Raw genomic sequence first — 20,879 nt, 5'->3', positions numbered from 1 at the left:
GGTATTTAAGTCTTTTAATTCTTGCTATTTAAGTTTAAAATAGTTTTAAGTTATTTAGGCTAATAGCTTTATAATTATTAAATTGGGAAGGGGACCTTCCCTTTCCCCTACATATTATGTAAGTGAGGTAGAGATGAAGAAGAGAATATACAGTTTAATAATTTTATTTGCGATGGTAACTACGGTCTTCCTACCTCTTAGTGTTTTGGGAGCATCATCTGTTACCATCGACATAAAGACAAAGGAAAGTTTAAGTAAAAATGATTTAGAGGGCAGGACTCTTGGTATATGGAAGTTAAATGATAAGTTTATTGACACTTCTATGGATAAGACGAGGCTTGTGGCTATCCTCGACAAGTTAAGCGAGGCTGACCTTGATAAGCAACTTGAAAATAAGGCTGACAAGTGGATTATAAGGCCTGAGGCTAAGGATGATTATAAGGTGACTTTAAGTCTTGAGCCTGGCACTTATTATATTAGGGAGCTTGGAAATAGCAAGGAAAGGTTTATTGAGTCTGCTGTTTTTAGTACGGTAGAGACTAATATTACTAAGTTAAAATGGGGGTTAAAGATTAATCCTACTCCACCACCTCCACCTGAAAAGCCACCTCACGAACCTCCTGGAGAGACTCCACCACCTCCTCCTAATTCTGTTCTTCTTTTGAAGACTGATGGAGAGGGCAAGGCTCTTGCTGGGGCTAAGTTCACTATTCACTATGCCAATGGCGATCCTCTTTTGACCAAGGATGGGTCTGTGGACGATAAGGGTTCTGCTGAGATTTTTGTCACTGATAATGGTGGTAGGATTCTTATTAAGAATGTGAAACCTGGTGCCTATGTCTTCAAGGAAATTGAGGCTCCAAAGGGCTACAAGATTGTGGAAAGTGAAAGCGACTTTGCTATTTTTGAAGGTGAAAGTGCCACTGTCAAGGTGATAAACGAGAAGAAGTTAGGTTCTTATAATTTCTACAAGACTGATGAGGCTAGGGAGCTTGGTCTTCCTGGGGCTGAGTTTGTAATCACTCGAGACAAGGACAATATGGACCAAAGGGTACAAAGGGATGGCAAAGACCTTGTATTAAATTCTGGCGATGATGGCAAGTTTTCTGTCTACGATCTTCCCTATGGCACTTACTATATTTGGGAGACTAAGGCTCCCGATGGCTACACTCTCTTACAGGGTTCTTTAAAATTTGAGATTGACGACAATTCTTTTGAGAAAGTCCTAATTATTGAAAACAGTAAAAAGCCACCTATTCCTAAAACTGGTGACATAACTCTCATTGTGCTAGTTGTTGCTGGTGCTGTGATGATTGGGCTAGGTAAGTATTTAATCAAGGACAAGAGATAGAATGAGGCTCCTTGCGAGCCTCTTTTTTATGGTGTTATATGAGCAAGAAAAAGAAAAAATCTAATTTTTTATTTATTTTTATTTTCATACTGGGGCTTGGTATTTTGTCCTATCCCATGATATCCAACTGGTATTATAGGATTGAGTCCAACAATCAAGTTGCCGACTACAAGGAAGCGAGAAACCTCTTAAGTGACGAAGAGATCCAGAGGAGGATGAGGCTTGCCAAGATTTACAACGACAATCTAGGCAATGTGACTCCAAAGGACCCTTACAGTGAAGAGGAAAAGCACAAGGCAATCGAAAATTATGCTCAGATGCTAGAGCTAAGGACTAAGATAGGCGTTGTCACTATTCCTTCTATTGATGTAGAGCTGCCTATTTATGCTGGTACTAACGAGGAAATCCTCCAAAAGGGTGCTGGTCACTTGGAAGGCACATCTCTTCCTATTGGTGGTGAGTCCACTCACACTGTTATCACTGCTCACTCTGGTCTTCCTTCTGCAAGGCTTTTTACGGACCTGCAAAAGGTGAAGATGGGCGAGAAGTTTTACATCGAAAATATTGGGGGCACACTGGCTTATGAGGTTGACCACATTGATGTCATTGACCCAAGTGACTTTTCTCAGCTTCTTGTGGTGCCAGAAAAGGACTATGCAACCCTACTTACTTGTACTCCTATTATGATCAACACTCACAGGCTCATTGTCCGTGGTCACAGGGTGCCTTATGTGCCAGAGGTTGACGAAAAAGTTATGGAAGACAAGGGTGGAAATCTTGGCATTGATAAAAGGCTTATTATTCTCCTAATTTTTGCTATAATTATCTTAGTTAGATATTTGTTGCCAAGGCGAAAGAAAAAATTGGCAAGGAAGAGAGAATTGGAAAGGGCAAGAAATATTGAGCTTGCTAAGATGAATATGACCGCCAATAATAATAGTGAAGATAATATTAAGGGCGACGGCAATAGTGGAAATGATGATATGAGTAAGGGTGATGGCAATGGTGGAAAAGTTTAAAAAAAATTGGAAAATTATTCTTGTTTTTGTGCTTGGGCTAATGATTGCCATTTACCCAATTATTTCCAATTATTATTACACTGTGGAGAACAACAATCAGGTTAAGGACTTCCAAGAGGCTGTTTCTGAAATGCCAGATAAGGAAGTTTTGGAGAGGATTGATCTTGCCAAGGCTTACAATGACACTCTTGATCCTTCAAGGCTGGCTGACCCCTACACTGAAAGGGAAAAGAAGGGCGTGGAAAACTACGCTCGTATGCTTGAAGTAAGGGAAAAAATTGGTTACATTGATGTGCCAAAGATAGGCCAACAAATTCCAGTCTACGCTGGTACTTCTGAAGACGTACTGCAACACGCTTGTGGTCACTTGGAGGGGACATCTCTTCCTATTGGCGGCAAGGACACTCACGCTGTTATTACAGCCCATAGGGGACTGCCACAAGTTAAACTCTTTAGGGACCTAGACAAGATGGAAGTGGGAGATTTATTCTTCTTCACAAATGTTAAGGAGACTCTAGCCTACAAGGTGGACCAAATTCTCGTTGTGGAACCTTGGGACTTCGAGCCAGTCCTTGTTGTGGAAGGCAAGGACCTCATGACCCTACTTACTTGTACGCCTTACATGATAAATTCTCACAGACTGCTTGTGCGTGGTCACAGGGTGCCTTATGTGCCAGAGGTGAAAGAGGAAATCGAAAGAGCTAAGTTCAATTACAAGTCTCTAATTGTGCCGGGAATCGTTCTTGCTGTAGTTATGCTCATTATATTCTTATATATCAGACATAGGAGGAGAAGATGAAAGTAAGGACTAGGGTTTTAATTGGATATTTATTTATTCTCTTGGGAATTTTTATGCCCCTACTTGCCTTTACTTCCATGTCTTATAGGGAAATTGTGGCGAACAAAAGGTATGAGGCTTTTAGGGAAAAGGATGAAAGTTTAACTGATGACCTTAAAAAGTACAATGAAGATGTGACTAAGGGCGATGCCAATATTATCGACCCCTTCTCTAACGAGGACTACAAGGGTTATTATGACATCAAGGGCATAGACAAGGAGGAGGTCTTCGCCTATCTCATTATCCCCAAGCTTGACATGAAAAAGCCGATTTATCTTGATGCTACTTACAAGCACTTGGATCTTGGTGTGGCGCAAGTTGAGGGGACAAGTCTTCCTCTTGGTGGCAAGTCCACGAGATCTGTCATAGCTGGCCACAGAGGCTGGTGGGGAGACCTCATGTTTTACAATGTGGAGAAGCTTGAAGCAGGCGACGATATTTTTATTGATGGTCGGTCTGGTCTTTTGAAGTACAAGGTTACGGGACAAGAGATAATAGACCCTAGCGATTGGGAAAAAGTTCTGCCTATAGAGGGCAGGGACATGGTTACACTTTTAACTTGTCACCCAAAGAGACCGCCGAGACCAAAGAGACTGCTCATTAACGCAGAGAGAGTCGTGGAGGTGGCGAAGAAAGATGCGCCTGTGGAAAAAGTCAGGGAAGAAAGACAAGTTTCTTATTTGAAGTACGGAATCTATGGCGTGACTCTTATAGGTTGGCTTGCTTTTATTATCACCTTCTTTAAGATGATTGGATATGCAAGACAAAGCAAGAGAAGAAAAGTTAATAGATAGTTTTAGCGATATAAATTTTAGAGTCTGGTTGACTTACAAAAGCCAGACTCTTTTTGATTTGGCAAAAATTTTTGGTTCTTTACAAGAAAATCGTGGAGTTTGTTATAAAAATCATAGTATATGTATTTACAAATTATATAATTATGATAAAATTAAATTAAGGAGATGATGTTATGGTACAAATTAATGTTAGGGTAGATGAAGATGTTAAAAGAGGAGCAGAGAGAGTCTGCCAAGAAATTGGAATTTCTATGTCTTCTGCAATAAATGTTTACTTGAAAAAAATAGCAAGAGAAAATAAAATCCCCTTTGAATTAACAGCAGATCCTTTTTATAGCAAAGAAAACATGGATTATCTTGAAAAGAAATATAAGGAATATAAAGATAGGAAATCAAATATTATTGATGAAGTTATTGATGATGAGGATTAGAATTATTTATTTTTAATAATTTGTGATATATTAAAATGTCCAAATTCAAATCGTTTAACTTATGATAAAATATTTCTTATAAAAGGGAAGAGAAAGAAGGAAGGAGGAAGCTTATGGTTGATTTAATAAATGTTGGAAGAAATATAAAAAGTTTAAGAGAGAAATCTGGACTAAATCAAAGGCAAGTTGCTGAGTTTTTAGACTTGGACCAAAGCGTGATTTCGAAAATTGAAAAAGGCGAAAGAAATATTTCTGCAAGCTTAGCTGATAGGTTGGCTAATTTGTTTTGCTGTCCTCTTTCTTCCATTTTGTATGGAAATGAAGATTTAACTTGCAGGGTAGATTATAAGTCTGATTCAATAACAAGAGAGGACTTAGAAGCTTTGTCTTTAATTAACAAGCTTGTACTTAATCAATTTGAAATGGATAGGATTGCAAGGAAGAGCCAAGATGCAAAGTAAGATGAGTTTAAGTAGATTATATTAACATAATAAGAAGAAAAGGATGCGAGGTTTTGTGCCTGCATCCTTTTTTGCTTGGTGTTATTTTTTAAATATTTCAAAAAGTCATAATAACTTAAATTTTTAATTATTTTCAAAAGTTCCAAGGACTTCTACTTTTTTATCTCTTATCATAACTTTTCCCAAAGCTAGGACTGTATCTATATCAAGTGTTTTTTCGTCTAGCAAATTTATATCTGCATCAAAGCCTACTTTAATACTTCCCTTATTCTTTAGGGATAATATTTTTGCTGGGTTTGTAGTGAGACCTCTTAGGGCAATTTCAAGTGGGATGTCTTCTTTAAAGACACATTCTTTTATTGCTTCAAGCAGACAAGATGATTTGCCAATGCCTAGTCCTACATATTCATTTTTTTCGTTGAACATTGGGAAGCTTCCCTGTCCGTCTGATGTGAAAGTAAAGTTATCGAGACATATTTTTTCATCAATTATGCGTTTTAATGCCTTGGATATTCGAACTTCGCCATATTCTCTTTCCCAAAGGTCGGGGTCGTCTGCACCAGTGAAGTCACAATAGCCGCCACGCTTTAAATATTTAATGCTTTCTTCAAAAAGTTCTGGATTTCTGCCACAGTGAGTTGGCAAAAATTGTGAAATAGGAATTTCTGTCTCGTCTACTGCACGATTTAGATAATCTAAATTAGACTTTCCGTCGCCCATGTGGATGTTAATTATACCAGCCTTGCCAGAAAGCATTCCTGCAACTCTTACATTTGCTGCAAGTCTAATAAATTCCTCAAAAGTAGGCTGAGATGACCTATGGTCAGATAGGGCGATTTCACCTGCGCCAATAATCTTGTCAATTGACATTATATCCTTCATGACATCGCCTGTGAGGGTAGGAGTTGGTATTTGATAGGCTCCTGTGTAGATATATGTTGTGATTCCTTCTTCCTCAAGGCCTCTTGCCTTGGCAAGTAGGGCAGATATATCTCTTGCCACTCCATCTGTGCCAAGAGTACCAACAACTGTTGTGACGCCGGCTTTTGTTAATGTGGATAGGGTAATTTCTGGAGTTCTTGTTTTAAAACCCCCTTCTCCACCGCCGCCAAGGATGTGAACATGGCAGTCAATAAAGCCAGGTGTTAAAATTTTTCCTGTACCGTCGATTTCTTCTACTTCTAAAGAAGGAATGTCAATTTTAATTTCATCTTCTATGGCTGCAATTTTGTCACCGAGAATTAAGAGGTCTTTTGTGCCTAAAAATTCTGGACCATAAACTTTTGCCTGCCTAATAACTTTAATTATTTTATCCATATCTTCACTTCCTATTGGAAATTAATGAGGACTGCAATAACTAGTATTATTGAGCCAAGTAGGAAGAAGAAGGCTTGCATCTTGATTTGGAATTTTGCCCACTTAGACCAATCTATACCAGCAACGCCGAGGACACCAATTAAACTTGCAGAAACAGGTGTAAAGGCATCCATAAAGCCTGCGCCCATTTGGTAAGCAAGGACTGCAATTTGTCTTGAAAGACCAACTAAGTCAGCAAGAGGTGCCATAATTGGCATAGTTAGGGCTGCTTGTCCTGAGTTTGATGTTACAACCAGGTTAAATAGTGATTGGAATAAATACATGCCAATTGCTGCAATTGTTTTTGGAACGCCAGCGAAGGCATTGCCCATGGAGTAAAGAATAGTATTTAGAGCAGAGAAGGAATTTGCATCGCTGCCACCAAGTACAATTAAAATGCCCTTAGCCATACCTACAACAACGGCTGTGCCAGCAAGATCTGCTGCACCTGATTGGAAGCAGGAAGCCATGTCGTTAATTGTCATATTATTTAATTTAAAGATTACTGCTGTAAGACCTGCAGCAAGACCCATTACAAAGAATTGTGAGGCTATTTCAGGAATGTAGTAGCCCTTTTTCATAACTCCCCAAACAATCCAAATTAAAACTACTAACATTTCAAGTAAAATAATTTTATGGCCAAGCTTAAATTCTTGTGCGGAATTATCTTCTGCAAGTTTTGCCCTAAACTTGTTGTCTGTTTCATAGACAACGGAAAGAGTTGGAGTCTTTCTAATTCTTTCTGCATAGATCATAGTGTAAGCTGCACCAAGACCTGTAACTACAACCCAACATACAAGTCTAAAGCCTGCACCAGATAAAACTGGAATGCCAGCTATACCTTGAGCTATGGCAACGGAGAAGGGACTCATCCAAGAAACGGCATTGCCAAGTTGTGATGCAACAAAGGTTACAGTGACGGCGACAATGGAGTCGTAGCCAAGGGCAATGACAAAGGGAACCATGACCATGGAGAAGGGAATAACCTCTTCACTCATGCCAAAGGTAGCTCCACCTAATGAAAATAGGTAAAATAAAATTGGAATGGCAAATCTTTCAAGGCCCTTAGTCTTGTCGATTACAGCGTAGATACCAGCGTCAATGGCACCAGTAGCCATGATGATGCCAAAGGCTCCACCTACAACTAAAAGTAGGGCAACAATACCAACAGCAGAGCCGTATTTATCACCAGATACTAGACCTTCGAACAAGTAGTTTAAAAAACCAAAGCCATTGAAGTCATCTGTACCCCAAATTTTTGCTGTCTTATTTAAGTTGACAGATTTATCATAAAAATTATCCCCATAAAGTCCGTATAAAGTGTCATCTGTCAAGCCAACCTCATCGAGAGCTCCTTGGTCCCAAGTGTCAGCTGGAGTTTTTAGAAGTTCAGCAAAGGCCTCCTCGTCAATTTCCTTTTCTTCCATAGCTTCTTTATCTTGGTATAATTTGTCAAGATTTTGAGCCAAGAAGTCCTTGTTGAGAGGGTGCATGTACCTAAAGGTTTCAGTTTGCAATACAGTCCTTGTGTCAGTTTCTCCAGCGGCATTTTGGTATTCAACTTCGTGAGTTGAGAATTTACCTGCTGGAATTAAAAATGTTAAGCCCCAGCAAATAAGAACGACAACAAAAATAATTGCATAGGTGTGTGGCGTTTTAAATTTTGTTAAATCTTTTTTTCTCATAATTTTCTCCTTTCGAGTTTATATTTTATCCATATTATTTTAAGAGGCAGTAAATTTTATTTAATTAAGATAATATAAAGACGAAAAATAAATTTAAAGCCATCTTAAAGTAAGCTAAAAATTTAAAATTTTATAAGTTTGGGGATCTTGGAATAACTTTTAAATTTGCAATACTTTAGGTGTTATGGATATTTAGAGACATATTTATTAGAGCTTAATTAAAAAAATGTTTATAAAAAATTCACGCTTCAAATAATATATCTCTATTAGTTAGTATATATCAAAAGGTTTTCATTTTGTAGGAGCAAAGTCCTTATAAGGAGAAAATTTTTTGGAAAGATCTTATTATTAAAAAAAGATGCCAGCTTTTTAGGCTGCATCCTTTTTAGAAAATATTATTTTTATAAAATTTATCTTTTCTCGGAAATTTTTTTGAAGACTTCAGAGTATTTTGCGAAGAGCTTTTCTAATTCCTTGATGTTATATTTTTTGCTGTAGGAGCTATTCATTATGTCCTTAAGGACAGCTTGAATCTTGTTGTGGATCTTTATGTCTGTAACTATGGATGTCTTTGTGCTTAGCTTGTCCCCTTCAATTTTTTTGAAGAACATATTATTTTCGTTGATGAAGAAATTAAATTTGTCCAGTCCCATGGACTTTAGGTATCTGTTGTCATTAATGATGTAAAAGTTTATGTTCTCGTTATTCTTCATGATTTCAATTATGTTTTTTAGGTGGTCTTCAATTTCTTTTGGACTTAGTTTTGCCCTAGTGGAGCAGTAGAGGATATTGCCAGTTTCTAAGTAGTTTAAGAGGCTGGTCCTTGTGGTCAAGAAATTTATCTTGGCATCAACAAAAAGTTCCTCCCACAAAAGTTTTATGCCGGCAATTTCTTTTTTGTTTATTTCTTGGTCCTGGTCAAGGGAAGCTTCTATTCTGTCAATAATTTTGTTGGGCAGCAAAAATTCGAAGCCGTAATTTGACAAGAATAAAAATTCGTTGTCGGAGTAAAAATATTTTCTGTAATTTGTCTCTGCCATCTCTTTGGGAGAGGCTGTGACAATTATTTTGTTTAGCCCGTCAAAGAAGTGGTCCATAAAGGATGTAATTTCAAAGAGGGTGTCAAGTTCTCTGCCTGAAGTTAGGGTTGAGTAGTCCTCTCTTTCGGCTATGATTATATACATCTCGCCCTTTATGAGTATGAAGTCGCAGTGAGTGTAGCTGCGCTCATAGAATTCTAAGTTTATGGATGAGTTATCTGTGATAATTTTTAAGAGATCTATTTTTTCTATGTCATCTTTTTTGCAAAGGAGGTGGAGGTTTACTTCTACATCTCTTGACACTTTTTTTATGGTCTGAATGAGTATGTCTGCATAGGGACTTGTGATGTCAAAGGTTGCCCAGATGTCAAGGTCTATGTTCTCCAAAATTAATTTTTCTAGAATTTCTTTTAAGTCGCTTTCCACGCTAGATGTTTTGAAGATGAAATTTGTGCCTTGTGGTCTTTCTTCTATTGCATCAGAATTTGTGTAGGCGTAGGACTCGTTTAGGAGCTTATAGATTAAGACTTCCAGGCCTTTTTCCGGTTCTTTTTTTAAGATTTCTGAATTTTTTAATTCAAAGCTAAGGAGAAAGTCCTTGGTCTTGTCCTCTTCTATGAGGGCCCTTGCAAATAGGGGCGCAAGTTTTCTATTTATGGTGTAAATATTTTTTGATGATGGAATTTTTTTGCCAGAGTTCCACTTGCTTATGTAGGATATGTCGTAGTCCAAGGCATAGGCAAGGGTGGAGAGCTTGGTATTTGTCATGTCTGTCAAAATTTTAAAAACTTGTCTGTAGTGCCACATATTTTTTCTCCTTCCGTAAAAATTTATATATAAATTATATTAATTTGTTGAATAAAAGTCAAATAATGTCACAATGATTCAAGTTCTTGCAAGTGCCAATAAACCGTTTTTTTACAATAAGGTTATATAATAAAAGCAAGAAGAATATTTTTAAAAAATTTGGAGGGAAACATGGGAAATTATAATTCTGTAACTGATAAAGTTATTGAGGACATTAAGGCTGCTGTTAGCGGCAAAGTATATGTTGGCGAAGAAATCAATATTGACTTCTTCCACGATGAAATGCCAATTTATGGCGAAGGACAACCGGATCTTGTTGTTGATGTTACTTCTGCAGAAGAAGTTTCAAAGATCGTAAAAATTTGTAACGAAAATAAAATTCCTGTACTTGCAAGAGGTGCTGGCACTGGTCTTACTGGCGCTGGCGTTTCAAGATTTGGCGGCGTAATGCTTAACATGCAATCTATGAATAAAATTCTTGCTTATGATGAAGAAAACATGGTTGTTAAAGTTGAACCAGGTGTATTATTAAACGATCTTGCTGAAGACTGTTTAACTAGGGGATATATGTACCCACCTGATCCAGGCGAAAAGTTTGCAACTCTTGGGGGAAATGTTGCTACTAACGCTGGTGGCATGAGAGCTGTTAAGTATGGCACTACAAGAAACTATGTGCGTTCAATGGAAGTTGTCCTTCCTACTGGAGAAATCACTCAATTTGGTGCAACTGTTTCTAAGACATCAACTGGTTATTCTCTAAAGGACTTAATCATTGGCTCTGAAGGAACTCTAGGAATTATCACTGAGCTTACTTTAAAGATTATTCCTGCTCCAAGGGAAACTATTTCTCTAATCGTTCCTTACGAAGACCTTGATACTTGTATTTCAACTGTTCCACAACTTTTCAAGGCTCACTTAAATCCACAAGCTATTGAATTTATGGAAAAAGAAATTGTTAATATGTCTGAAATTTATATTGGAAAATCTACTTTCCCTAAGGAATTAGAAGGAATTGACATTGGTGCTTATCTTCTTATCACTTTTGACGGAAATGATGAAGATGAACTTAACGACATTATCGAAGAAGCTGCTGAAGTTCTAATGGAAGCTGGAGCAATTGATATCTTAGTTGCTGACACTCCAAATAAGATCAAGGAAGCTTGGGCTGCAAGATCTTCCTTCCTTGAAGCAATTGAATCACAAACTAAACTTCTTGACGAATGTGACGTTGTTGTGCCAATTAACATGATTGCTAAGTACGTTCACTATGTAAACGAAAGAGCTAAGGACTTCCCATTTGAAGTTAAGTCCTTTGGCCACGCAGGCGATGGCAACTTACACATTTACACTTGCTCAAATGACATGGAAAAAGAAGAGTTTGTCAAAGAAGTTGAAGTTTTCATGAAGGACATTTATGGAAAGGCTTATGAAATGGGCGGACAAATTTCTGGTGAACACGGAATTGGCTTTGGTAAGAAGGAATTCTTAAAGATGTTTGAAGGGGATGTTAATACTGAATTAATGAGAGGCATTAAAAAGGTATTTGACCCTAACATGATTTTAAATCCAAATAAAGTCATTTAATAATTTATTTAATAAGAAAAAGGGGATAAAGATGTCATATTTAATTTCTGAAGAAGCAAAGGATTTGCTTTTAGATGTTAGAAACTTCTGTGAGAAAGAAGTTGTTGAAGTTTGTAAGGAAGCAGACAGAAGTGGAGAATGGCCAGAAGATTTATACGAAATGGCAAAGGAACAAGGATACTTTGCCCTTGAAGTGCCAGAAGAATTAGGCGGACCTGGTCTTTCAAGAGTAGATATTGCTGCTCTATTTGAAGAAATGGCAAAGGCTGACGCTGGTTTTGCAACTACTATTTCTGCATCAGGACTTGGCATGAAGCCAGTTCTTATTGCAGGTAGCGAAGAACAAAAAAATTATGTTGCTGATGTGGCTATGGAAGGTGGACTTGGTGCCTTCTGTCTTACTGAACCAGGGGCTGGTTCTGATGCAAGTTCAGGAACTACTACTGCTGTAAAAGATGGCGACGAATATGTGCTAAACGGAAGAAAGTGCTTCATCACTAATGGTGCTGTTGCATCTTATTATTGTATTACTGCATCAACTGATAAATCTAAGGGAGTAAAGGGACTTTCTATGTTCTTAGTGCCAGCAGGAACTCCTGGACTAAGCTCAGGCAAGGAAGAAGACAAGATGGGAATTAGAACTTCTAACACAACTGATGTTGTCCTTGAAGATTGTAGAATTCCTGCATCAAATCTTATTGGCGAAGAAGGCAAGGGCTTTTCTATTGCCATGAAGACTCTTGACCAAGCTAGGGCTTGGATGGGTTGTATAGCTGTTGGTATTGCACAAAGAGGTATTGACGAAGCTAAAAAATATACTACAGAAAGAATCCAATTTGGCAAAGCTATTAATGCAAACCAAGCTATTCAATTTAAGCTTGCTGATATGGACATTCAAACAGAAGTTGCAAGACAAATGGTTGCCAATGCACTTACAAGAATGGACATGGGCCTAAGCTACAATAGAGAATCTGCAATTGCAAAATGTTATGCTTCTGATATAGCTATGAGAGTGGCTGAAGATGCCATCCAACTATTTGGCGGTTATGGCTACAGCAGAGAATATCCTGTAGAAAAACTTTTAAGAGATGCAAAGATCTTCCAAATTTTTGAAGGTACTAACGAAATTTTGAGAATTGTTGTTGCTAATAATTTATTGAGAGGTTAAGAATGAATATTTTAGTTTGTATAAAAGAAGTGCCTGATGATTCAGTTGCAGTTTCTGTCGTTGATGACAGAGCTACAATAGATTCCATCACACCTGTTGTAAATGCCTTTGACACTTACTCCCTAGAAATGGCTGTAAGATTAAAGGAAGCAGTGGAAGGACAAGTAACTGTTCTTTCTATTGGCGGTGAAGATGTTAAAAATTCACTTAAAAATTGTCTAGCTGTTGGAGCTGACAAGGCATACTTAGTAAAGCGTGATGATTATAGAAATCTTGACGCAAAAATGATTACAGAAATACTTATGGGCGCAAAGGCGAAATTGGAAGAAGAACTTGGCAAATTTGACCTTGTATGCTTTGGCAAGGAAACTACTGATGCTGAAGGCTCACAAGTTGGAGTTTACTTTGCCAATAAATCTGATCTTGGTGTTGTTACATCTGTTATCGAAATGAAATTAGATGGGGACAAGCTTATCACTAAGCAAGAAATCGACGGTGGCTATAGAGAAGTTGAAACAAAAACTCCATGCGTTGTAACTATTGCTAAGCCAGATTATGAACCAAGATACCCTACTATAAAGTCAAAGATGGCTGCAAGAAGACAAAAGATTGAAGACTTTGAAGTTACTTGTGACTCTAGTCTAACTCTTGAAGAGATTAAGGACTTTGAACCTAAGAAGAGGGAAGCTGGAGTTAAGATTCAAGAAGAAGAGCCAGAAGATAGCGTAGCAAAGGCTATTGCAATCATGAAGGAACAAAAGGTTTTATAGGAGGAAAAGATGAAAAATATATTAACTTATATAGAAATTAAAGAGGGTGCTCCTATTAAACTTTCTTTAGAAGCTCTATCTAAGGCAAGTGAAATTGCAGTTGAAAAAGGAAATAAATCCCTTGCCTTAATTACAGAAGATTTAAAAGATGATGAATTAAATAAATTAAGGGGAGCAGGAGCAAGTGATATTGTACTTGTAAAAAGAGATGCTTACAATATGGAAGACTTCTCAAATATTATTGTTGAAGTGGCTAAAAAATATGAATGTGAAGACATCTTTATCCCAGGTACACTTGACGGCAAGGACTTGGCTCCAAATGTTGCTGCTACACTTGACACAGTTTCTCTTACAAATGTAATGGAAATTAAATTTGAAGGAGAAGAAGTCCTTTATGTAAGTCCTTCTTATGGGGCAACTGTTTTAACTGAATCAAAGCTAAACAAGGCTCCAAGAATTATCACAGTGAGAGCAGGATCCTTTGACAAGAGAGAGGACCTAAATGGAGCAGGAAATCTTGTAGAAGAAAATATTGATGAAGTTAAGGACATAAAATCAATCATAAGAGATGTGGTAATGGCAGCAGGTGCTGAAATTAACCTTGAAGATGCTCCAGTAATCGTAACTTGTGGTAGAGGGGCATCATCTGATGAAATCTTCCCACTTGTTAAGGAACTTGCTGATGCTTTCGGCGCTCCAATCTCTGGCACAAGACCAGTAATTGACGATGGAGTTCTACCTAAGGCTTCACAAATTGGTCAATCTGGTAAAATTGTTTCTCCAGCCCTATACATTGGCTGTGGAGTTTCTGGCGCAGTGCAACACATTTCTGGCATGGAAAACTCTGGCTTTATCCTAGCAATAAATAAGGACGAAGACGCTCCTATATTTAATCTTGCTGATGTGGGAATAGTTGGAGACTGTAAAGTTATTCTTCCACTACTTATTGAAGAAGTGAAAAAAATTAAAGAAAACGCATAGGTGACTTATGAACTATTTAAAGGAATTTGTAATATTATGTGTCTGCTTAATGCTTGGAGTAGTGACTAGACACCTTATAAATTTCCCAATACCTGAAGCTGTATATGGTATGATTTATCTCTTCATAGCCTTTGCAGTTGGAATAATAAAACCCGACGATGTTAAAAAGACTTCCAACGGAATTTTACAAAATTTGGCGATTTTGTTTGTGCCAGCAGGCGTTGGCATTATAAATTCCTATGACGAGATAAGGGGAAAGGCTGGCCTACTCGTGGTTTTAGTAGTCCTTGGCACAGCTATAACAATGGGACTCACTGGTAAAATTATAGAAATTTTACAAAGGAGGAAAGATGTTTAGTAACAAATACTTTGGCATCATCTTGACCTTTGCAACTTTTGAAATAGGAAAGATGATAAACAAAAAATTAAAAACTCCTTTGGCTAATCCTCTACTAATATCCATTGCCCTATGTATCTTGTTTTTAAAGGTGACAGGAATACCCTACGAAGATTATAAGCAGGGTGGAGACTTTATAATGTTCTTCATCGCTCCTGCCACAGTAGCAATGGTTGTTGATTTGTACGAAAATTTGCCCGAATTAAAGAAAAATTTAATCCCAATTCTTTCAGGAACGGTACTTGGCTCTGTAATTGCAATGTTATTTGTGGTCTTTGTCTTCCACATGGCTGGCTTTGACAAAAACATAGTTGTGTCTGCAACTCCACAATCAATTACAACTGCAATTGCAATTTCTCTATCTGAAGAGTATGGTGGCGCCTCTGCCATTACTGCAGTCCTTGTAGTAATAAGAGGGGTAACTGGTGCAGTTATTGCCCCAATGATCATAAAGCTCTTTAGGATAAAGGACCCAACAGCACAAGGTGTTGCCATTGGTACATCTTCTCACGCAGTTGGAACATCTGAAGCGAGAAAGCTTGGCGAGATCCAAGGTGCCATGAGTGGACTTTCAATTGCTGTGGCAGGTCTTGTGACTGTAATCCTAATGCCTCTTGCAATGAAAGTTATAGAAAGCTTATTTTAAGGCGAATGTTGTTTTGAACTAAATAAATTTATTAGACCTATTGTCTCCCTCAATAGGTCTTTACTTATTTCAAGATATCCGACTTAGTCGACAATGGTCTCTATTCGCTTGCACGGATGAGACTTGATCAAATTTCTGCAAGAAATTTCGATAAATCTGTGTTCCTTAATTTTCGATGGATAAGATTTTTCATCAGCTCATGCTTCGCTAGCTCTCTCATTTGCTGTGGAAACCAAAAAAGTAGCCTTATGGTTTTAGACTACTTTTTGTTTTTTTATTTAATTTATTTCAAGAAATCCGACTCACTCGACAATGCTCCCTATTCGGTCGCATCGTCTTCCTTCGCTGGATAAGATTTTTCATCAGCTCATGCTTCGCTAACGCTCGCATTTGCTGTGAAAACCAAAAAAACCGAGACTCGTCTCGGTTTTTCTTATCATTAAATTATTTTATTTTCTATTTTTTATTTCTTCTATTAAGTCTGGAACTATGTTAAATAAATCGTCAACTATTCCGTAGGATGCTGTGTTAAAGATTGTTGCATCTGGGTCATTGTTGATGGCAATAATTGTTGCAGAATTTTCCATGCCCTTTGTGTGTTGGATGGCTCCAGAGATGCCAAGGGCAATGTATAGGTCTGGTTTTACTTGGACACCAGTTACACCAACTTGTAGGTCTTTGTCGCACCAGCCAAGGTCTGTTACAGCTTTAGTTGCTCCAACAGCACCGCCAAGGGCGTCTGCAAGTTCTTCTACTAGGTGCCAGTTTTCTGGGCCGCCAAGTCCTCTGCCGCCAGATACAACTACCTTTGAATTAAGAAGTTTATCGAGAAGTGGATTGATGTCAGCTTTTTCAAAATCAATGAATTTTGTCTTAACATCTTCTTCACTTAGTCCAGCTTCTTCTTTTATTATTTCAACTTCTCTTTTTTCGTCGCGAGGAGCTTCTACGAAAGAGCCTCTTCCAATAGTTGCCATCATTGTTTCAGATAAAATTCTTACATCGCAGAATAATTTTCCGTCAAAGGATGGTCTTATCCATTTGATGTCGGCCTTATCTTCTGTTAGTTCAACTGATGAACAATCGGCAACAAGGCCAACATGTCTTCTTGCTGAAACTCTACCTGCCAAGTCACGACCATTGTGGCTGGCTGGCAGCATGACTATTGCTGGATCGTATTTTTCCATTAGGGCTTCCAAAACTTTTGCATAGGCTAAGGTATTGTAATTTTCTAAAAGTTCGTCATCTACTTTGATTACCTTGTCGGCACCGTAGTAGCCTGATTCCTTTGCAAGCTCTTCATTTTTGTAGCCAATTTCAATAGCTACAAGTTCTTTATTTAATTCATCAGAAAGTTCTCTTGCCTTTGACATAGTTTCTTTAGTAATAAGTGAAAGTGAACCTTCTGAAGCTTCGTTTACTACCCAAATATTTCCTTTTTTCATTTTATCACCTACACTAATATTTTCTTATCTTCTAAGATCTTTATGACTTCTTCTATATTTTCTTTGGCAGAGCCCTTGTCAATAAGGTTTCCTGCTTCGGATTTTCTTGGAGCAGACAAATCTTTTACAATTGTAAGAGATCCCTTTTGTCCAAGTTTTTCAAGGTCAAGTCCAAGAGATGATGGAGTCATTTCGTGAATTTCTTTTTCTTTTGCAATGGCGCTTCTTTTTAGGGCAAATTTTGAAGGTTTATTTACAGAGCCCTTAAGTGCAGATGCCACAAAAGGTGTGGAAAGTTTTATAGTTTCAATGCCTGTGCCAATATTTCTCTTAACTTCAAATTCGCCGTCTACATAGTTAATGTCTGAGACATAAGTCACTTGGTTCATGCCAAGTCTTTCTGCAACTTGTGGGCCAACTTGTCCAGTGTCGCCGTCCATAGTTTGATCGCCAGTAAAGATTATGTCGTAGTCTCCAATGGATTTTGCTGCTTCAGCTAGGGCGTAGGAAGTTGCTATTGTGTCAGAACCCTTAAATTCAAGTCCTGCCAATAGATAGGCTTCTTCTGCACCCATTTGGATACATTCACGCAAATATTTTTCTGCAGATGGTGGGCCCATAGTTAGGACATCAATCTCAACATCTTCTTCTACTTGTTCTGATATATTTAATGCAAATTTCAATCCGCATAGGTCAGATGGATTTATTATAGTTTTAATTCCATCTCTAATTAAGTTATTAGTTTCTGGATCGATTCTCGCATTAGTTGTGTCAGGAACAGTTTTCATCAATAATAATATTTTCATAGTTCCTCCTAAAATTTATTAATTATTCATCATAATTATATCATACCCCAAAATGATTAAAGTATTTAACAGTCCTAGATTTAATGAAATTATTTTATTTCATAAATTACTTAAAAAATTTTCTATCTGTATTATAATATATAGAGGGTTATTTGTTTTAAAATAATTAATTTTATAAAGAAAGGAAGAAAAAATGAAAAATTTAAAGTTTAAAAAGATCCTAAGCCTGCTCTTAGTTTTTATTATGATGGCAGGAATTTTAGGCGGATGCGGTAAAAAAGAAGATAGCGAAGAAAAAAATGCAGGAACAAATAATGTTTCTAGCGAGGAAAAAGTTGCTACAAAAGATGAGGCTGGAAGTCACATAGTAACCGACCACGCAGGTCACGAAGTTGAGGTGCCAAATAAAATTGAAAAGATTGTAATTGACCAAGTGCCAATTCTTTCAACTTACATGGCATACAATGAAGGCAAGGCTCCTTACATTGTGGGCTATGCTGGATCCTTAAAGCAAGTTATTTCTGAAACAGTTTTAAAGGACATGGCACCAGAACTTTTAGATGCCACTAACACTGTTCAAGGTCAATCAGACATCAATGTGGAAGAAATTATGAAGTTAAAGCCAGATGTAATTTTCTACAATGCAAAAAACCAAGATAGATACGAAAAGCTATCTAAGACTGGAGTACCATGTATTGGCTTTGCAACTATGGGAGCAGACACTCCTGCTGACCCAATAAATAGGTATGGAGAGTGGCTAAAGCTTCTTGAAGATGTCTTTGGCGAAAAGGGAAAGATGGATAATTTTTTAGCAGCTGGCGATGATATTGTTAAGGATGTTGAAGAAAGAATTGCGAAAGTCCCTGATGAAAAAAGACCTAGCGGCATGATCCTTTGGAAGTATCAAGAGGGCACTCCAATTGTTGCCGGCAAGGGAACTTTTGGCGACTTCTGGCTAAAGAGACTAAAGGTAAAAAATGTGGCTGAAGAAGCAAAGGGCTATGCCAAGGTAAATGTTGAACAAATTTATTCTTGGAACCCAGATGTATTTTATCTTGATGGACCTGGCCTTTTAAATATTAAGACTGAAGATGTCTACAACAATTCTGTAGAGGGTTTTGATTTTTCTAACTTAAAATCTGTTATGGACAAGAGAGTTTACAACTCAAAGCTTGGCATGTGGAACTGGCTAACACCAAACCCAGACGCTCCACTTGTTCTTGCATGGCTAGCTAGCGAAACTTATCCAGATGCCTTTAAGGACTACGACTTAAAGAAAGTTATTAAAGACTACTATCAAAAATGGTACAATTATGAACTTACTGATGAACAAATCGAGGATATGTTTAATATATGATAAAAAAATATTGCACTAGAGATGACGGGAAACTCCGTCTCTCTGTGTATCTTATTTTATTCATTCTTCCCCTAGTCTGTGCACTTCTTGCACTTTCTATGGGCAGGATGAAGGTAAATATTTCTGAAATAATAAATTTATTTAAAAATTACATATTAAGAAGAGATTTGGACCCTATGATGGAGTCCTTAATTTTTAAGATAAGGTTGCCAAGGATTCTCACTGCCCTAATAGTGGGTGCAGGTCTTACTGTGGCAGGCATTGCCTTTCAAGCTATCTTTTCAAATCCACTGGCAACACCAGATATTTTAGGAGTGACAAGTGCCTCAAGCCTTGGGGCAATTATTGGGATTTTACTTTCTCTTGACACTATGGGCATTCAAATCATTGCCCTTGTTACTGGTCTCATTTCAATTTTTATCACCATAAATCTCGTGAGGAGAGATGAGTCTTCCATTGTCATGCTAGTCTTGGCTGGGATTATTGTATCCTCTCTTGCCAATGCCTTTAGCTCCCTATTAAAATACACAGCTGACCCCATGGACAAGCTGCCACAAATTACTTATTGGCTAATGGGTTCCTTTGGCAGGACTTCTTACAAGAACCTAGTCTTGGCAGGGCCTCTCATTATAATTTCTATTTTTGTAATTTATAAGATGAGCTGGAGTTTAAATCTCCTTTCCCTATCAGAGGAAGAGGCAAGGTCTCTGGGCGTAAATGTTAAGAGGACAAGATTTATTTTTATACTGGCCTCAACAATAATCACTGCATCTAGCGTCTCCATTTGCGGGCAAATTGGTTGGATTGGCCTTATCATTCCCCATCTCGTTAGGATGCTCATTGGGGCAAATAATCTTTACACTCTGCCCTTTGGCATAAGCTTTGGTGCAGGCTTTATGGTCTTAATTGAAGCCCTATCAAGGACAGTTTCTGTAATTGAGCTTCCAATTTCAGTTCTCACTGCAATTATTGGGGCGCCAATTTTTATAATGCTCATGAGAAGGTCTGGAGGAATATTCAAATGAAATTAGAAGTTTCCAAGGGATTTTTTAAATTTAAAAAGACAGACTATATTTTAAGGGACATAAATTTTTCTCTAGGTGATGGTGATGTCCTTTCAATTCTTGGACCCAATGGAGTGGGAAAGACAACTCTCATAAAGTGTTTGACGGGACTTCTTCCTTGGACTAGGGGCGAGACTTTTATTGATGGCAAAAATATTTCTGCCATGAAGGAAAGAGAAGTCTGGTCAAAAATTTCCTACATTCCACAAAAGAGGAATTTTTCCTTTTCCTACACTGGACTTGAAATGGTCCTCTTTGGCTCAACTTCATCCTTAAATATTTTTGAAAGGCCTAGTCAAAGAGAAATTGAGAGGGCGAGGGAAGTCATGAAGATGATAGGGATAGACCATCTTGCAGACAAGCTTGCCAATGAAATGAGTGGTGGAGAGCTGCAAATGCTTTTAATAGCCAGAAGCCTTGTCAAGGAGCCAAAAATAATTATTTTAGACGAGCCAGAAAGTGGCCTTGACTACAAAAACCAAATTATTATTTTAGATTTGATAAAAAAACTTTCCGCAAGTGGGGTGATTATTGTCATGAACACCCACTATCCAGACCACGCCCTAAAAATTTCTAACAAATGTCTTCTATTAAGTTACGACAAAACTTATAAGTTTGGAGAGTCGAGAGAAGTTTTAAATGGAGAGAACTTGAAAAAATCTTTTTCTGTTGAGGTGAAGATAGAAAAAATTTCTGTGGCTGGCAAAGCTTACGAGAGTATAATTCCTCTTGGCATAGAAGATGAAAATTTAAAGTAGAAAATATAGTGGAAGAGAAGTATGGAGGTCATACTTCTTTTTTTTATTATACAGGGGGATTTAAGATTAAAAAGATTATATATTTAAAAATCCCGGGTTTTTGCGGGTATAGATAAATTGA

General features: G+C 37.6%; 20 protein-coding genes. 15 read left to right on the top strand and 5 right to left on the bottom strand.

Annotated elements, in window-relative coordinates:
- Nucleotides 1-133 precede the first annotated feature (133 nt).
- The 6 genes from HGPG_RS05275 to HGPG_RS05245 all read left to right on the top strand — a co-directional run bounded on the left by HGPG_RS05275 (nt 134) and on the right by HGPG_RS05245 (nt 4,894).
- Nucleotides 134-1,351 carry an MSCRAMM family protein gene (locus HGPG_RS05275; RefSeq protein WP_019125015.1) on the top strand — a complete coding sequence of 406 codons (1,218 nt, stop codon included), beginning with the start codon at nt 134-136 and terminating at the stop codon, nt 1,349-1,351.
- A 38-nt stretch (nt 1,352-1,389) separates the two neighbouring features.
- On the top strand, nt 1,390-2,370 hold the full coding sequence (locus HGPG_RS05270) for a class C sortase (protein WP_019125014.1): 981 nt from the start codon (nt 1,390-1,392) through the stop codon (nt 2,368-2,370).
- Entirely contained in the window at nt 2,354-3,169 is an 816-nt protein-coding gene (locus tag HGPG_RS05265; RefSeq protein ID WP_019125013.1) for a class C sortase, read from the top strand. The genes HGPG_RS05270 and HGPG_RS05265 overlap by 17 nt, the downstream gene beginning before the upstream one ends.
- Nucleotides 3,166-4,002: a class C sortase gene (locus HGPG_RS05260; RefSeq protein ID WP_019125012.1), complete on the top strand. Its 837-nt coding sequence runs from the start codon at nt 3,166-3,168 to the stop codon at nt 4,000-4,002. The genes HGPG_RS05265 and HGPG_RS05260 overlap by 4 nt, the downstream gene beginning before the upstream one ends.
- Before the next feature lie 173 nt (nt 4,003-4,175).
- Nucleotides 4,176-4,433 (top strand): type II toxin-antitoxin system RelB/DinJ family antitoxin, encoded by a 258-nt coding sequence (locus tag HGPG_RS05250; protein WP_019125011.1) that lies wholly within the window; start codon nt 4,176-4,178, stop codon nt 4,431-4,433.
- 113 nt (nt 4,434-4,546) lie between these two features.
- Entirely contained in the window at nt 4,547-4,894 is a 348-nt protein-coding gene (locus HGPG_RS05245; protein WP_019125010.1) for a type II toxin-antitoxin system RelB family anti-toxin, read from the top strand.
- 123 nt (nt 4,895-5,017) lie between these two features.
- Here HGPG_RS05245 and iadA read toward each other — a convergent pair whose 3' ends face one another.
- From iadA to HGPG_RS05230, 3 genes are all read right to left on the bottom strand, one after another.
- Nucleotides 5,018-6,202, bottom strand: a complete 1,185-nt coding sequence (gene iadA / locus HGPG_RS05240) for a beta-aspartyl-peptidase (protein WP_147629752.1) — start codon at nt 6,200-6,202, stop codon at nt 5,018-5,020.
- A 20-nt stretch (nt 6,203-6,222) separates the two neighbouring features.
- Complete coding sequence (yfcC, locus tag HGPG_RS05235; protein WP_019125008.1) at nt 6,223-7,935, bottom strand: putative basic amino acid antiporter YfcC; 1,713 nt, start codon at nt 7,933-7,935, stop codon at nt 6,223-6,225.
- Between the two features lie 410 nt (nt 7,936-8,345).
- A complete protein-coding gene (locus HGPG_RS05230; RefSeq protein WP_019125007.1) occupies nt 8,346-9,782 on the bottom strand; it encodes a hypothetical protein in 1,437 nt (478 codons plus the stop codon).
- A 171-nt stretch (nt 9,783-9,953) separates the two neighbouring features.
- Here HGPG_RS05230 and HGPG_RS05225 point away from each other — a divergent pair, with 171 nt between their 5' ends.
- Genes HGPG_RS05225 through HGPG_RS05200 form a run of 6 tightly spaced genes read left to right on the top strand, consistent with a single transcriptional unit; the run spans nt 9,954 to nt 15,328 of the window.
- The gene (locus HGPG_RS05225; protein WP_019125006.1) at nt 9,954-11,366 is read left to right on the top strand and encodes a D-lactate dehydrogenase; all 1,413 of its coding nucleotides are present in this window, start codon (nt 9,954-9,956) and stop codon (nt 11,364-11,366) included.
- A gap of 31 nt (nt 11,367-11,397) precedes the next feature.
- Nucleotides 11,398-12,534 carry an acyl-CoA dehydrogenase family protein gene (locus HGPG_RS05220; RefSeq protein WP_019125005.1) on the top strand — a complete coding sequence of 379 codons (1,137 nt, stop codon included), beginning with the start codon at nt 11,398-11,400 and terminating at the stop codon, nt 12,532-12,534.
- A 2-nt stretch (nt 12,535-12,536) separates the two neighbouring features.
- Nucleotides 12,537-13,304 carry an electron transfer flavoprotein subunit beta/FixA family protein gene (locus tag HGPG_RS05215; protein WP_019125004.1) on the top strand — a complete coding sequence of 256 codons (768 nt, stop codon included), beginning with the start codon at nt 12,537-12,539 and terminating at the stop codon, nt 13,302-13,304.
- A 9-nt stretch (nt 13,305-13,313) separates the two neighbouring features.
- Nucleotides 13,314-14,285, top strand: coding sequence for an electron transfer flavoprotein subunit alpha/FixB family protein (locus tag HGPG_RS05210; protein WP_019125003.1), 972 nt, complete (start codon nt 13,314-13,316; stop codon nt 14,283-14,285).
- A gap of 7 nt (nt 14,286-14,292) precedes the next feature.
- Nucleotides 14,293-14,643, top strand: a complete 351-nt coding sequence (locus tag HGPG_RS05205; RefSeq protein ID WP_019125002.1) for a CidA/LrgA family protein — start codon at nt 14,293-14,295, stop codon at nt 14,641-14,643.
- Entirely contained in the window at nt 14,636-15,328 is a 693-nt protein-coding gene (locus HGPG_RS05200; RefSeq protein ID WP_019125001.1) for an LrgB family protein, read from the top strand. The genes HGPG_RS05205 and HGPG_RS05200 overlap by 8 nt, the downstream gene beginning before the upstream one ends.
- A gap of 449 nt (nt 15,329-15,777) precedes the next feature.
- On the opposite strand, the gene HGPG_RS05195 is transcribed toward HGPG_RS05200, so the two are convergent.
- Together HGPG_RS05195 and HGPG_RS05190 are read right to left on the bottom strand one after the other, a co-directional pair.
- Entirely contained in the window at nt 15,778-16,773 is a 996-nt protein-coding gene (locus HGPG_RS05195) for an electron transfer flavoprotein subunit alpha/FixB family protein (protein WP_019125000.1), read from the bottom strand.
- Nucleotides 16,774-16,781: 8 nt separating this feature from the next.
- Nucleotides 16,782-17,579 carry an electron transfer flavoprotein subunit beta/FixA family protein gene (locus tag HGPG_RS05190; protein ID WP_019124999.1) on the bottom strand — a complete coding sequence of 266 codons (798 nt, stop codon included), beginning with the start codon at nt 17,577-17,579 and terminating at the stop codon, nt 16,782-16,784.
- Nucleotides 17,580-17,772: 193 nt separating this feature from the next.
- On the opposite strand from HGPG_RS05190, the gene HGPG_RS05185 reads away from it, so the two are divergent.
- Genes HGPG_RS05185 through HGPG_RS05175 form a run of 3 tightly spaced genes read left to right on the top strand, consistent with a single transcriptional unit; the run spans nt 17,773 to nt 20,758 of the window.
- Nucleotides 17,773-18,936: an ABC transporter substrate-binding protein gene (locus HGPG_RS05185; protein WP_019124998.1), complete on the top strand. Its 1,164-nt coding sequence runs from the start codon at nt 17,773-17,775 to the stop codon at nt 18,934-18,936.
- Nucleotides 18,933-19,961, top strand: a complete 1,029-nt coding sequence (locus tag HGPG_RS05180) for a FecCD family ABC transporter permease (protein ID WP_019124997.1) — start codon at nt 18,933-18,935, stop codon at nt 19,959-19,961. Before HGPG_RS05185 ends, HGPG_RS05180 begins: the two co-directional genes overlap by 4 nt.
- Nucleotides 19,958-20,758, top strand: a complete 801-nt coding sequence (locus tag HGPG_RS05175) for an ABC transporter ATP-binding protein (RefSeq protein WP_019124996.1) — start codon at nt 19,958-19,960, stop codon at nt 20,756-20,758. Before HGPG_RS05180 ends, HGPG_RS05175 begins: the two co-directional genes overlap by 4 nt.
- Nucleotides 20,759-20,879 lie beyond the last annotated feature (121 nt).

The organism is Peptoniphilus grossensis ph5, assembly GCF_000311825.1.
Classification (GTDB): Bacteria; Bacillota; Clostridia; order Tissierellales; family Peptoniphilaceae; genus Peptoniphilus_A; species Peptoniphilus_A hominis.
This window is presented reverse-complemented; position numbering and strand designations above follow the sequence as displayed.